Annotated in this window: 11 protein-coding genes; 10 read left to right on the forward strand and 1 reads right to left on the reverse strand. The window is 74.1% G+C overall.

Translation table 11 applies throughout. The features are described from left to right. Nucleotides 1-11 precede the first annotated feature (11 nt). The 5 genes from Q1K26_RS05320 to Q1K26_RS05340 all read left to right on the forward strand — a co-directional run bounded on the left by Q1K26_RS05320 (nt 12) and on the right by Q1K26_RS05340 (nt 4,238). On the forward strand, nt 12-1,100 hold the full coding sequence (locus Q1K26_RS05320) for an iron chelate uptake ABC transporter family permease subunit (RefSeq protein ID WP_300008039.1): 1,089 nt from the start codon (nt 12-14) through the stop codon (nt 1,098-1,100). After that, nucleotides 1,097-1,933 carry an ABC transporter ATP-binding protein gene (locus Q1K26_RS05325; RefSeq protein ID WP_300008040.1) on the forward strand — a complete coding sequence of 279 codons (837 nt, stop codon included), beginning with the start codon at nt 1,097-1,099 and terminating at the stop codon, nt 1,931-1,933. Before Q1K26_RS05320 ends, Q1K26_RS05325 begins: the two co-directional genes overlap by 4 nt. Nucleotides 1,934-2,029: 96 nt before the next feature. After that, the gene (locus Q1K26_RS05330; RefSeq protein ID WP_300008041.1) at nt 2,030-2,866 is read left to right on the forward strand and encodes a Uma2 family endonuclease; all 837 of its coding nucleotides are present in this window, start codon (nt 2,030-2,032) and stop codon (nt 2,864-2,866) included. 29 nt (nt 2,867-2,895) lie between these two features. Further along, complete coding sequence (locus Q1K26_RS05335) at nt 2,896-3,756, forward strand: PPK2 family polyphosphate kinase (protein ID WP_300008042.1); 861 nt, start codon at nt 2,896-2,898, stop codon at nt 3,754-3,756. After that, nucleotides 3,753-4,238: a hypothetical protein gene (locus Q1K26_RS05340; RefSeq protein ID WP_300008043.1), complete on the forward strand. Its 486-nt coding sequence runs from the start codon at nt 3,753-3,755 to the stop codon at nt 4,236-4,238. The genes Q1K26_RS05335 and Q1K26_RS05340 overlap by 4 nt, the downstream gene beginning before the upstream one ends. Nucleotides 4,239-4,241: 3 nt before the next feature. Here Q1K26_RS05340 and Q1K26_RS05345 read toward each other — a convergent pair whose 3' ends face one another. Next, a complete protein-coding gene (locus Q1K26_RS05345; protein ID WP_300008044.1) occupies nt 4,242-5,387 on the reverse strand; it encodes an acyl-CoA dehydrogenase family protein in 1,146 nt (381 codons plus the stop codon). Nucleotides 5,388-5,443: 56 nt separating this feature from the next. Here Q1K26_RS05345 and Q1K26_RS05350 point away from each other — a divergent pair, with 56 nt between their 5' ends. From Q1K26_RS05350 to Q1K26_RS05370, 5 genes are all read left to right on the forward strand, one after another. Next, nucleotides 5,444-6,526 carry an alpha/beta hydrolase gene (locus Q1K26_RS05350; RefSeq protein ID WP_300008088.1) on the forward strand — a complete coding sequence of 361 codons (1,083 nt, stop codon included), beginning with the start codon at nt 5,444-5,446 and terminating at the stop codon, nt 6,524-6,526. Between the two features lie 222 nt (nt 6,527-6,748). Next, nucleotides 6,749-7,759: an aldo/keto reductase gene (locus tag Q1K26_RS05355; RefSeq protein ID WP_300008045.1), complete on the forward strand. Its 1,011-nt coding sequence runs from the start codon at nt 6,749-6,751 to the stop codon at nt 7,757-7,759. Nucleotides 7,760-8,454: 695 nt separating this feature from the next. After that, nucleotides 8,455-9,828 carry an FAD-binding oxidoreductase gene (locus tag Q1K26_RS05360; RefSeq protein ID WP_300008047.1) on the forward strand — a complete coding sequence of 458 codons (1,374 nt, stop codon included), beginning with the start codon at nt 8,455-8,457 and terminating at the stop codon, nt 9,826-9,828. Continuing rightward, nucleotides 9,828-11,054 carry a cyclopropane-fatty-acyl-phospholipid synthase family protein gene (locus Q1K26_RS05365; RefSeq protein ID WP_300008090.1) on the forward strand — a complete coding sequence of 409 codons (1,227 nt, stop codon included), beginning with the start codon at nt 9,828-9,830 and terminating at the stop codon, nt 11,052-11,054. The genes Q1K26_RS05360 and Q1K26_RS05365 overlap by 1 nt, the downstream gene beginning before the upstream one ends. 24 nt (nt 11,055-11,078) lie before the next feature. Next, on the forward strand, nt 11,079-12,467 hold the full coding sequence (locus Q1K26_RS05370; protein WP_300008049.1) for a wax ester/triacylglycerol synthase family O-acyltransferase: 1,389 nt from the start codon (nt 11,079-11,081) through the stop codon (nt 12,465-12,467). Nucleotides 12,468-12,595: the final 128 nt, after the last annotated feature.

The raw sequence follows: 12,595 nt of genomic DNA on the forward strand, positions 1-12,595 counted from the left end.
CGGACGCGACGATGGTGAGCGCGATCGAGCGGCCTCCCGTCCGCGTACCCGGCCGCCCGGCCCTGCGGCGGGGCCGGTTCTCCGTGGTGTGGCGCCCGCGCACGGTCGCGGTGCTGGTGGGGACCGCGCTGCTGCTGCTCGCCGCCCTGGTCGTCAACATCGGCCGCGGCGACTTCCCGATCAGCATCGCCGAGGTGGCCTCCGTGCTGCTGGGCGGCGGCGACCGCGGGCAGCAGTTCATCGTGCTCGACCTGCGCCTGCCCCAGTCGCTCACCGGTGCGCTCGTCGGGGGCGCGCTCGCCGTGTCGGGGGCGATCACCCAGTCCATCGCCCGCAACCCCCTGGCCAGCCCGGACATCATCGGCATCACGATGGGCGCCAGCGCCACGGCGGTGTTCGTGATCGTGCTCGGCGGCGGCTTCGGGGTCGTCGGCGGTTTCCTGGCCTCGGTCGGGCTGCCGATCGCCGCGCTGATCGGCGGCCTGGTCACGGCGTTCGTCATCTACGGGCTCGCGTGGCGGCGCGGGATCCAGGGATACCGGCTGGTGCTGGTCGGCATCGGCATCAACGCGATGCTGCTGGCGGTCGTGCAGTGGCTGCTCGTCGTCGCCGAGATCTACGAGGCCGCCCGGGCCACCGTCTGGCTCACCGGCAGCCTCAACGCCCGCGGCTGGGAGCACGTCGTGCCGGTCGGCCTGGCGCTGGTCGTGCTGGTGCCCGCCGCGCTCGTGCTCGCCCACTCGCTCGCCGCGCTCCAGTTCGGCGACGACACCGCGCGCGGCCTGGGCCTGCGGGTGGACCGGGCGCGCACCGCGCTGCTGCTGGTCGCGGTCGGGCTGGCCGCCGTCGCCACCTCCTCGGCGGGTCCCATCGCGTTCGTGGCGCTGGTCGCCCCGCAGATCGCGCAGCGGCTCGTCGGTGCGGCCCGGCCGCCCATCGCGGCGTCGCTGCTGGTGGGGGCGGCGCTCACCGTCGTCTCCGACGTCGTGGCCCGCACCGCGTTCGCGTCGCCGCTGCCCGTCGGGATCGTCACCGCCGTCCTGGGCGCGCCCTACCTGCTCTACCTGCTCGCCCGACAAGGCCGGGAGGCCCGCGCATGACGACCATCGTCCCCCCCGCAACCGTCCCTCCCGCGGTCGACGTCGTCCGGCTGCGGGCCGACCGGGTCAGCCTGGGATACGGCGACCGGACCGTCGTCGACGGGCTGGACCTCGACGTCGTCGCCGGCACGGTCACCGCGGTCATCGGACCCAACGGCTGCGGCAAGTCGACGCTGCTGCGGGCGCTGGGCCGGTTGCTGCGGCCCAGCTCGGGGCACGTGCTGCTGGACGGCAAGCGCATCGACAGGATGGCCACCCGCGAGGTCGCCACCGTCCTCGGCGTGCTCCCGCAGGCGCCGATCGCGCCCGAGGGGCTCACGGTCGCCGACCTGGTGGCCCGCGGCCGGCACCCGCACCAGGCCTGGTACCGGCAGTGGTCCAGCGACGACGAGGAGGCCGTCCACCAGGCCCTGGAGTGGACGGGGATGCTCGACCTCGCCGAGCGCCCGGTCGACGAGCTCTCCGGGGGGCAGCGCCAGCGGGCCTGGATCTCGATGGCGCTGGCCCAGGGCACCGACCTGCTGCTGCTCGACGAGCCCACCACCTTCCTCGACCTCGCCCACCAGGTCGACGTGCTCGACCTCGTGCACCGCCTGCACACCGAGGCCGGGCGCACCGTCGTCATGGTGCTGCACGACCTCAACCTGGCCGCCCGCTACGCCGACCGGCTGGTGGCCATGCGCGACGGCCGGATCGTCGCCTGCGGCCCGCCGCAGGAGGTCATCACCGAGGACCTGCTGCGCGAGGTGTTCGGCCTCGACGCCCGCGTCATCGCCGACCCGGTGGCCGGGACGCCGCTGGTCGTGCCGATCGGGGCCCGACCGGTCGGCTGACCGGGCGGCCCGCCGATCGCGCTCCGTCACCGTCACCCGCACGGTGCGGTCGGGGTGTGCCACCATGGCGCCGCGACGACCGATGAGGAGCCGCTGATGGCCACATCCGAGGCCGGACCGGCGCACCCGGCGCTGGCCCACGAGGGGGCCTGGACCGAGGACGCCTACCTGGCGTTGCCCGGGGACCGCCGCGTGGAGCTCGTGGACGGGAGCCTGCTCGTCGCGCCCACCACCGACGGCGGGCACGACCGTGCCGTCGCCGCCGTCCGGGCCGCGGTGGAAGCGGCCCTGCCGGCCGGGCTGGTGGTCGACGGCCCGACGGCGCTGCGCCTGTCGCCCGGCCGGATCCTCGTCCCCGACCTGGTGATCTCCGCGCGTCCCGGGCCGGACACCGCAGGTGACGAGCCGGCAGGCCGGGTCGGGCCGGTGCGGGACAGCTCGGTGGCGCTGCTCGTGATCGACGTCGTCGGCCGGGGCAACGGCGTGGCCGACCGCTGGTTCAAGCCGCAGCTCTACGCGGGCAGCCGCATCCCCTACGCCCTGCTCGTCGACCACGACGCCCCGTTCGCGGCCGGCAACATGCTCATCGGCGGCCGCTACCACGAGTACGCGAGCGCCGAGGCGGGCGAGGTCCTGACGCTGGAGGAGCCGTTCGCGCTGGAGCTGGACCTCGCCGCACTGGACACCGGGGCGGGGGGACCGGCGGAAGCCGCCGCGCACGACCCCGCCGCGCACGACCGACCGGGTGCGGCCGACGGCGGTGGCCCGCGTGGCCCGGATCCCGAGGGGCCGGACGCCGGAGAGCCACACGCCGACGGGTCGGATGCCGGGAACCCCGACTTCCCGGGCCCCCCGGCCGCAACGGTCGACGCCGCGACGACCGATCCCGCCCTGCCTCGTCACGACCCGGCGACGGACCCGCTCATCCGCTGACGACGCGGGCCTGGCCTAGGGTGGGGATCATGGCCAGGAACGGATCCACCCCGGGGGTGCGCGCGGCGCTGCGGGTGCCCGACGGGTTCGACCTCGCCGCGATCGACCCCCGCGCCCGGCCCGTCGGGCCCCGGGACAAGTCCGCGGCGGCCGGGCAGATGGTCGATCTCGCCGCGACGCTCGACACCCTCCAGGAGGCCCTCTACGCCGAGGCGTCGGGCGGGGGTGACCGCTCGGTGCTGCTGGTCCTGCAGGGCATGGACACCTCGGGCAAGGGCGGGGTGATCCGCCACGTCGCAGGCCTGGTCAACCCGCAGGGTGTGAAGATCGCGTCGTTCACGCGGCCCACCGCCGAGGAGCGCGCCCACCACTTCCTGTGGCGCGTGCGGCCGAAGGCGCCCGGACCGGGCCGGATCGGCGTGTTCGACCGCTCGCACTACGAGGACGTCCTCATCGCCCGCGTCGACGCGCTGGTGCCCGAGGACGTCTGGCGCGGCCGGTACGCCGAGATCGTCGCGTTCGAGTCGGAGCTGGCGGCCGCCGGCACCACGATCGTCAAGTGCATGCTGCACATCTCGCCCGCGGAGCAGGCCGAGCGCCTGATCGCGCGCCTCGACGAGCCGGCGAAGCGGTGGAAGTACCACCCCGCCGACGTCGACGCGCGCCGCAGGTGGCCCGCCTACCAGCAGGCCTACGCCGACGCCCTGCGGCACACCGACACCGACGCTGCACCGTGGTACGTGGTGCCGTCGGACCGCAAGTGGTACCGGAACTGGGCGGTCGCCTCGATCCTCACCGAGACCCTCGTCGACCTCGACCCGCAGTTCCCGCCCACCGACATCGACGTCGCCGCCGAGCGCGCCCGCGTGCGGGACAGCGTGGTCGCGTGACCGGGCGGGCGAGGTCGGCCGATCCCGGCGCGGCGCTGCAGCGGCGGCGAGCGCGGGTGGCCGGGGCCGTCGCCGCGGTGGCGGTGCTCGCCGGGTGCGCCGCTCCGGGGCCCGCCGGGCCCACCGCGTCCCCAGCCCCGTCCGCCGCCCCCGTCCCGGAGGACGTGGTGTGCGCGCAGTACACCGGTGGCGAATCGCTCGTGCGCCGCACCGCGGAGTCGCTGGAACGGATGCCGGTGCTCCCGGCCGCGCTCGCGCTGGTGCTGTTCGACACGCGTCAGGTGGCGTCGACGCCGGGGGTGCGCGACCCCGAGCTGCAGGCCGCGCAGGACGAGATCGTCGCCGCCATCGACGACCTCGACGCCCAGGGACGGGAGCTGGTCGGCCCGGACGGCGACCCCGCCGGCACCGCCGTGCAGCTCGACGCGGCCCGCATCCTGGCCGCGGTCGCGGAGATCGAGCGGATCTGCGCCGCCCGCTGATCCTCAGCTGGTCAGGGACCGGCCGATGATCTCCTTCATGATCTCGTTGGTCCCGCCGTAGATCGACTGCACCCGGGAGTCCACGAACGCCTTCGCGATCGGGTACTCCAGCATGTAGCCGTACCCGCCGTGCAGCTGCACGCAGCGGTCCACCACGCGCTTGAGCACGTCCGACGCCCACCACTTGGCCTTCGCGGCGTCGGGGATCGACAGCCTGCCCGCCACGTGCTCGGACAGGCAGCGGTCCACGAACACCTGCGTGATCGTGACCTCGGTGTCCATCTCGGCCAGCTCGAAGCGGGTGTTCTGGAACGCCGACACCGGCTTGCCGAACGCCGTGCGCTCCTTGGTGTACTCCAGCGTGTGCTGCAGCGCCGCCGCCGCGCCCGCGACCGAGCCGACGGCGATCGAAAGCCGCTCCTGCGCGAGGTTCTGCATGAGGTAGACGAAGCCCTGGCCGAGCTCGCCGAGCACGTTCTCCTTCGGCACGCGGACGTCGGTGAACGACAGCTCCGCGGTGTCCTGCGCCTTCATCCCGACCTTGTCCAGCCGCCTGCCGCGCTCGAACCCCTCCATCCCGCGCTCGACGACGAGCAGGCTGAAGCCGCGGCTGCCGGCGTCGGTGTCGGTCTTCGCGACCACGATGACGAGGTCGGCGAGGATGCCGTTGGTGATGAAGGTCTTGGAGCCGTTGAGGATCCAGTCGCCGTCGGCGTCCTGCCGGGCCGTGGTCTGGATGCCCTGCAGGTCGCTGCCCGTGCCGGGCTCGGTCATCGCGATGGCGGTGATGGTCGCGCCCGAGCAGAAGCCGGGCAGCCAGCGCTGCTTCTGCTCGTCGCTGGCCAGCCGCAGCAGGTAGGGGGCGACCACGTCGTTCTGCAGCGGGAAGCCGATGCCCGAGGCCCCGGCGTAGGACAGCTCCTCGAGCAGCACGGCGTTGTAGCGGAAGTCCTCGACCCCGCCGCCGCCGTACTCCTCGGGGACGTCGGTGCCCAGCAGGCCCGCCGCGCCCGCGGCGAGCCACACCTCGCGGCTGACCTGACCGTCGGACTCCCACTGCTCGTGGAAGGGCGTCACCTCCTTCGCGACGAAGGTGCGGGCCAGGTCGCGGAACGCGTCGTGCTCGGCGTCGAAGATGTCGCGCTGCATGGGCGGAAGTGTCACATACCCGCAAGTAACTTCGCTATCGTCGCGCCGTGAGCATCGTGGGGTGGGTCCCGTCCGTGGCGTCCAACGTCGTGGACAAGGCGGTGCACGGCGGCGTCGCCGATCTCACGCGGATGCCGCGCACGGCGCTGGTCGGCTCGCCCGACGCGGTCCTCTACCGCTACGACCCCGCGCCCGGCGTGCAGCCGCTCGACGCGCCCCCCGTGCTCCTGGTCCCACCGCTGGGGGCGCCCGACTTCGCCTACGACCTGCGCCGCGGCTGCTCGCTCGTCGAGCACCTGGTCACGGCCGGGCGCACCGTGTACCTCGTCGCCTACGGGCGGATCACGTTCGCCGACCGGCGACTGGGCATGGAGCACTGGGTGGACGACGTCGTGCCGCGGGCCGTGCGCGACACCTGCGCCGACAGCGGGGCCGAGGGCGTCGACCTGCTGGGCTGGTCGCTCGGCGGCATCTTCTGCATGCTCGCCGCTGCAGCCGATCCCGCGCTGCCCGTGCACAGCCTCACGGTGATCGGCAGCCCGGTGGACATCGCGGCGGTGCCGCTGGTCGCGCCGCTGCGCCCCCTCGCCGAGCTCACCGGCGGCCACGGGCTCTCGGTGGTCTACCAGGCGATCGGGAGTTTCCCCGCGCCGGTGGTGAGCTGGATCTTCCAGCTCACCGCGGTCGACAAGCTGCTCACCAAACCCCTCACGATCCTCTCGCGCCTGGACGACCGTGACTGCCTGGCCCAGATCGAGGCCGTCGACCACCTGATGAACAACATGCACGGCTACCCCGGCCGCGTGTTCGGCCAGATCTACCACCTGCTGCTGCGCAGCAACGATCTCGCCGAGGGCACCATCGACCTCGCCGGGCGCACGATCGCGCTCAAGGAGATCGGGGTGCCGGTTCTGGTGGTGGGCGGGGAGAACGACGTGATCGCGCCGCTCGCGGCCGTGGAGCGGGTCGCGGGACTGCTGACGGGCTCGCCCGAGGTGCGCTTCCACCCCGCCCCCGGCGGTCACCTGGGCGTCCTCACCGGGCGCCGCGCCCGCACGAGCACCTGGACCCACCTCGACCGCTTCCTCACCGACCACGCCACCCCGGCCGGCCGCGGTGGCCCGCCCGCGGAGGCCTGACCCGGCCACGACCGCCCGGCGGGCGCGCGTTCGCGCGCTCGCCGGCGCCCTGCGCGCCGCGGGCAGCGCGCGAGGCGCGGCTGGGTGCGCGAGGCGCAGCTGGGTGCGCGAGGCGCAGCTGGGTGCGCGAGGCGCAGCTGGGTGCGCGAGGCGCAGCTGGGCGCGCGAGGAGCGGTCGGGCGCGGCGCGCGCGGCGCCGGCCCACCCGGTATGACTGGGGGCATGCGCCACGTCGACATCGCCACCGCGAAGCCGTACTCCGTGATCGGGCTGGGCACCTGGCAGTTCGGGTCCCGCGAGTGGGGCTACGGCTCCGACTACGCCGACCGGGAAGCCGCGCGGATCGTCGCCCGGGCCCGGGAGCTGGGGATCACCGTGTTCGACACCGCCGAGGTGTACGGCTTCGGGCGCAGCGAGCGCATCCTGGGAGCGGCGCTGCGCGACAGCGGCGGCACCGAGGACGTCGTCGTGGCGTCCAAGATCTTCCCGGTGCTGCCGACCGCGGCGATCGTCCAGCAGCGCGGCGTGGCCAGCGCGCAGCGGCTGGGCGTCCGGCGGATCGACCTCTACCAGGTCCACCAGCCCAACCCGGTCGTCTCCGACGCCACCACGATGCGCGGGATGACGGCGTTGCGCGACGTCGGCGTGATCGACGAGGTGGGGGTGTCGAACTACTCGCTGACGCGCTGGAAGCGAGCCGAGGCGTCGCTCGCGGGCAGGAGCGCCGACGCCGGGGGCGCGGGGGGCCGGGTGCTGTCGAACCAGGTGCAGCTGAGCCTCGTCTCGCGCGGGCCGTTGGCGGAGATGTTGCCCTGGGCCCGGCGCACCGGGCACGTCGTGATGGCCTGGAGCCCGCTGGCGCAGGGCCTGCTGTCGGGGCGCTACGACGCGGGGCACCGCCCCAGCGGCGGCATCCGGGCCACCAACGCGATGTTCCTCCCGGAGAACCTGAACGCGGCCGGGCCGCTGCTCAACACGCTGCGCGACATCGGCAGCGCGCACGACGCCTCGCCCGCCCAGATCGCGCTGGCCTGGGTGGTGCACTTCCCGAACGTGGTGGCGATCCCGGGGGCGTCGAGCGTGGCTCAGGTGGAGAGCAACGCGGCAGCGGCCGACATCGTGCTGACCGCGGACGAGCACTCCGCCCTCACCGCGGCCGCAGAGGCGTTCCAGCCGACCACCGGCATGCAGGCCCTGCCCGCGCTGGTGCGCGGCCGCGGCCGCCGCGCCTGACCGGATCGGGTGTCCCCGGGCCGGACCGGGCCGGGCCGGGCTGGCCGGGCCGCGCCGGGCTGGGCCGGGTCGGGCCGGCCGCGTCGCGCCGGTCGCGCCGGGGCCGCGCCGGGTAGGTGGGCAGTATCCGGGGTGCGGCGACGGTGATCGGCGTTCGGGAACGCCGGGGCGTGTCCGCCACGCCTGCCGGTTCCGAGCCGGTGATCATGTGGTGCTGGCCGTCGTCCGGGTCGATGGTCGATGCCCGAGGCGGCAGTGCTCGGGGTGCGGCGAGGCTGATCGGCGTTCGGGACGGTGGGGCGTGTCCGAGACGCCTGCCGGTTCCGAGCCGGTGATCATGTGGTGTCCGTGGCCGTCTCCGGTCGATGGTCGACACCCGGGATCGGCAGGCGGCCGGGGGTGTGGTGGTGGTGATCGTCGTCGGGGAACGGCGGGGCGTGTCCGCCACGCCTGCCGGTTCCGAACCGATGATCACGGATGCGCGCGGCCGGCCCCGCCGGTGATCGACGCCCGGAACGGGCGGTGCGTCCCCGCCGGCCGCACGGTCCCCGCCCGCCGCGCGGTCCCGGACCGCCGAGCACGACGGCCACCACCGCGGTCGCGCCACCATCACACCCCGCCCCGACGGGGTGTGATGAAACAGCCCTCACCGACAGGGTGGGCAGCCCGCGATCGGGGTACTAGCGTCGCTGACCATGACCGCTGTGGGGGTACCTGCTCCGCCGACCGTCCCGCGCGCCGTGCACGACGCGGCCGTGGCCGAGCTCGTCGCGCAGTACCGGGCCGTGCCCGCGGGGGAGCGGGTGCGACTGGGCAAGAAGACCTCCAACCTGTTCCGCTTCGGCGCCGGGCCCGCGCAGGCGCGGCGGCTCGACACGACCCCGTTCACCGGGGTCATCGAGGTCGACCCGGTCACGCGTACCGCCCAGGTGCAGGGCATGGCCACCTACGAGCACCTCGTCGACGTCACGCTCGCGCACGGCCTGATGCCGCTGGTCGTGCCCCAGCTCAAGACGATCACCCTCGGTGGCGCGGTGACGGGCCTGGGCATCGAGTCCACGTCGTTCCGGCACGGGCTGCCGCACGAGTCGGTGCGCGAGATGGACGTGCTGCTGCCGGGGGGCGACCTGGTCACGGTCACCCCCGACGGCGAGCACGCGGACCTGTTCGCCGGCTTCGCGAATTCCTACGCCACGCTCGGCTACGCGCTGCGCCTGGTGATCGACCTGCAGCCGGTGGCGACTCACGTCCGCCTCGAGCACCGGAGGGTGCCGACCGGTGAGCTGGCCGCGGTGATCCGGGAGGCGTGTGCGAGCGACGCGGACTTCGTCGACGGCGTGGTCTTCACCCGCGACGAGCAGTACCTGACGCTGGGGTACTTCACCGACGACCCCGGCCCGGTGAGCGACTACACGGGCCAGCAGGTGTTCTACCGGTCGGTGCGCGAGCGGACCGTCGATTACCTGACGGTCCACGACTACCTGTGGCGCTGGGACACCGACTGGTTCTGGTGCTCGGCGGCACTGGGCGCGCAGCACCCGCTGGTCCGCCGGATCTGGCCGGGTCGGCTGCGCCGCTCCGACGTGTACCGGCGGATCGTGGCGCTCGACCGGCGTACGCGGTTCTCCGGCCGGGTACGCACCCTCCTGCGACAGCCACAGGAGGAGCCGGTGATCCAGGACGTCGAGATACCCGTGGACCGACTGCCGGAGTTCCTCGACGCGTTCCAGCGCGACGTCGGGATCGAGCCGGTGTGGCTGTGCCCGCTGCGGCTGCGGGGACGGTCCACGTGGCCGCTCTACCCGATGGCGGCCGACGAGCTGTACGTCAACGTCGGGTTCTGGTCGACGGTGCCGGAGATCCCCGGTGACCCGGAGGGCCACAACCGGCGGGTCGAGGAGCTGGTGGCGGAGCTGGGCGGCCACAAGTCGCTGTACTCGACGGTGCACTACGACGAGCCTGAGTTCTGGGAGCACTACAACGGGCCCGCCTACCGGTTGCTCAAGGAGCGCTACGACCCGGACGGGCGGCTGCCGGATCTCTACAGCAAGGTGACGGGGAGGACATGATGCAGGTCGCAGAGATCATCGCAGGTGTCGTCGGACCGGACGTGCCGGTGCGGATCATCGGGTACGACGGCAGCAAGGCGGGTCCCGACAGCGCCGAGGCCGCGCTGCGGATCACCTCCCCGAGGGCCATGGCCCGGCTCGTGTCCGCACCCGGCACGCTGGGGCTGGCCCGCGCGTACGTCACGGGGGAGATCGAGGTCGAGGGCGAGCTCTACAGCGTCCTCGCCGCGATGCCCGACGTCATCCTGCACAACATCCCGCCCGCCCAGCGGGCCCGCCTCGCCCGCCAGCTGGTCCCGCTGTGGCTGCGGCACCGGATGCCACCGCCGGAGTTCGAGTACGTCCCGCGCGGGCGCCTGCACTCGAAGTCCCGGGACCGCCAGGTCATCTCGCACCACTACGACGTCTCCAACACCTTCTATGAGTGGGTGCTGGGCCCGTCGATGGCCTACACCTGCGCGGTGTACCCGAGCGACAAGGCCACGCTGGAGCAGGCGCAGCGCGAGAAGCACGAGCTGGTGGCGCAGAAGCTGGCGCTGGAGCCGGGGATGCGCCTGCTCGACGTGGGCTGCGGCTGGGGCGGCATGGTCATGCACGCCGCGGCCGAGCACGGCGTCAAGGCCCTCGGTGTGACCCTGTCGGCCAACCAGGCGGCGTGGGCACAGGCCGAGATCACCCGCCGCGGCCTCGGCGGGCTCGCCGAGGTGCGGCACTGCGACTACCGCGACGCGCCCGAGTCGCACTTCGACGCGATCAGCTCGATCGGGCTGACCGAGCACATCGGCCGCTCGCAGCTGCCCTCGTACTTCTCCTCGCTGCACGCGCGGCTGCGTCCCGGGGGGCGGCTGCTCAACCACTGCATCACCGAGCCGCGCACGATGACCAAGAAGCTCGACCCGTTCATCAACCGCTACATCTTCCCGGACGGGGAGCTGCACGCCGTCGGCCACATCATCTCGGTGATGAACGACGCCGGGTTCGAGGTCCGCCACGAGGAGAACTTCCGCGAGCACTACGCCCGCACCCTCGCCGGCTGGGGCGCGAACCTGGAGGCGCACTGGGACGAGGCGGTGGCCGAGGTGGGCATCGGCAAGGCGCGGGTGTGGCGGCTCTACATGGCGGCGTGCCGGCTCGGGTTCGAGCGTGACAACATCCAGCTGCACCAGGTGCTGGGCGAGCGCGTGCACGCCGACGGTCGGTCGGGGTTCCCCCTGAGGGGCTGGTAGCCACGCGGCTGGTAGGCATCGCAGGTGCCCGACAGACTCTCCCCGCTGGACGCGTCGTTCCTGTTCGCCGAGGCCGACACGGCGGCCATGACGGTCGGTGCGGTGATGACGTTCGAGCCGGGCCCGGATTTCGACGTCGACGCGCTCGTCGCGCTGATCGGGCGCCGGCTCGGGCTGGTGCCGCGCTACCGGCAGAAGGTGCGGGAGGTGCCGGGCCGCCTCGGGCTGCCCGTGTGGGTCGACGACCCGGACTTCGACCTGGACTACCACGTGCGGCGCTCGGCGCTGGCGGCCCCGGGCACCGAGGAGGTGCTGCGCGAGCTGGTCGGGCGGCTGCTGTCACGGCGGCTGGACCGCGCGCGTCCGCTGTGGGAGATCTACCTCGTCGAGGGGCTGGCCGACGGCCGGCTGGCGGTGGTCACCAAGACCCACCACGCGATGGTCGACGGGCTGGCGTCCATGGACGTCGGGTCGGTGCTGCTCGACCTCACCCCCGAGCCCCGCGACACCCCCGCCGACGAGTGGGCGCCCGCCCGCGAGCCCTGGGCGGTGGAGCTCGCCGCGTCCGCGGTGCTGGAGTCGCTGCGCCGTCCCGCCGCGGTCGTGGAGGTGACCGGGCGGATCCTGGGCGACGTCGGCTCCGCGGTCTCGGCGCTCGGCCGCACCGTCGACGCCGTGTTCGACACCGGACGCACCGCGGCCGGCACCCGGCCGGTGCACCCGCTCAACGCGGCCACCGGCACGCAGCGCCGCTACGGCACGGCACGGTTGCCGCTCTCCGGGCACCGGGCGGTCCGCAAGGCGCACGGCGGCACCGTCAACGACGTGGTGCTGGCCGTCGTCGCAGGGGCGCTGCGGCACTGGATGATCTCCCGGGGCGAGCCGCTGACCCGCGGCACGGCGGTGCGCGCGCTGGTGCCGGTGAGCGTGCGGGCGCGCGCGGGCTCGTCGGGCGGCGAGGGCAACAAGATCTCGGCGTACTTCGTGGACCTCCCGGTGGCCGAGGAGGACCCGGTGGCCCGGCTCACGGCGGTCCGCGGCGCGATGGAGGCGCACAAGCGCGGCGGGCGTGCGGTGGGGGCGGCCCGGCTGGTCGGGCTGGTGGGACTGGCCCCGCCGATCGTGCACAGCCTCGGAGCCCGGCTGGCCGGCCAGTACTCCAGCCGGCTCTACAACGTCCTGGTCACCAACGTGCCCGGCCCGCCCCGCCCGCTCTACGCGCACGGGGCCCGGATGCTCGACATGTTCCCGGTCGTCCCGCTCGGCGGTGGCCAGGCCGTCGCGGTCGGGGTCACCTCCTACGACGGGGCGATGCACTACGGCCTCACCGCCGACCGCGACGCCATGCCCGACGTGGACGTCCTCGCCACGGCCCTGCAGGACTCCCTGACCGATCTCCTCGCCACGACCTGAGACCCCCCACCCCGCGAGTCGGGGCCTGAGTGCGCGCGAGTCGGGGTGTGAGTGCGCGCGAGTCGCGCGTGCGGGGCGCTGGTCCGGTCCGGTGACACCCCTGGCGGGGCGGGCGCGGCGACCTATGC

Source organism: Pseudonocardia sp., assembly GCF_029263155.1.
Lineage (GTDB): Bacteria > Actinomycetota > Actinomycetes > Mycobacteriales > Pseudonocardiaceae > Pseudonocardia.